Origin of the sequence: Pseudoalteromonas sp. BMB, from assembly GCF_001709235.1 — a bacterium.
Taxonomy (GTDB): Bacteria; Pseudomonadota; Gammaproteobacteria; order Enterobacterales; family Alteromonadaceae; genus Pseudoalteromonas; species Pseudoalteromonas maricaloris.
The window spans coordinates 1-263 of sequence record NZ_MBQA01000080.1; the positions used below are offsets into that span (position 1 = coordinate 1).

Annotated in this window: 1 pseudogene; it reads right to left on the minus strand. The window is 66.2% G+C overall.

The window, feature by feature from the left end:
* Positions 1 to 21: 21 nt before the first annotated feature.
* Positions 22 to 263: pseudogene (locus BB427_RS07200) on the minus strand (hypothetical protein); the annotation flags it as partial.

The following is a 263-nucleotide window of genomic DNA, read 5'->3' on the forward strand; positions in this document are numbered from 1 at the left end:
CCTCGTCGTAGACCCAGGCCTTCATCGGCGTTCTTCCCGCACATAGGGTTGGCCCAGCGCACCGGGCTCTTCATCGGCGCCGCGCCGGGAGAGCGCGACCCACACCATCACTCCGAGCGTTACCGCATACGGCGTCATCATCACGAAGTACTGGGGCAACTGCACGCCGGCTGCAGCCAGCTGCGGGATCAGCGCCTCGATGCAACCGAACAGCAGGGCGCCGACCAGTGCCTTCCACGGCGACCAGCGCGCGAAAATCACGA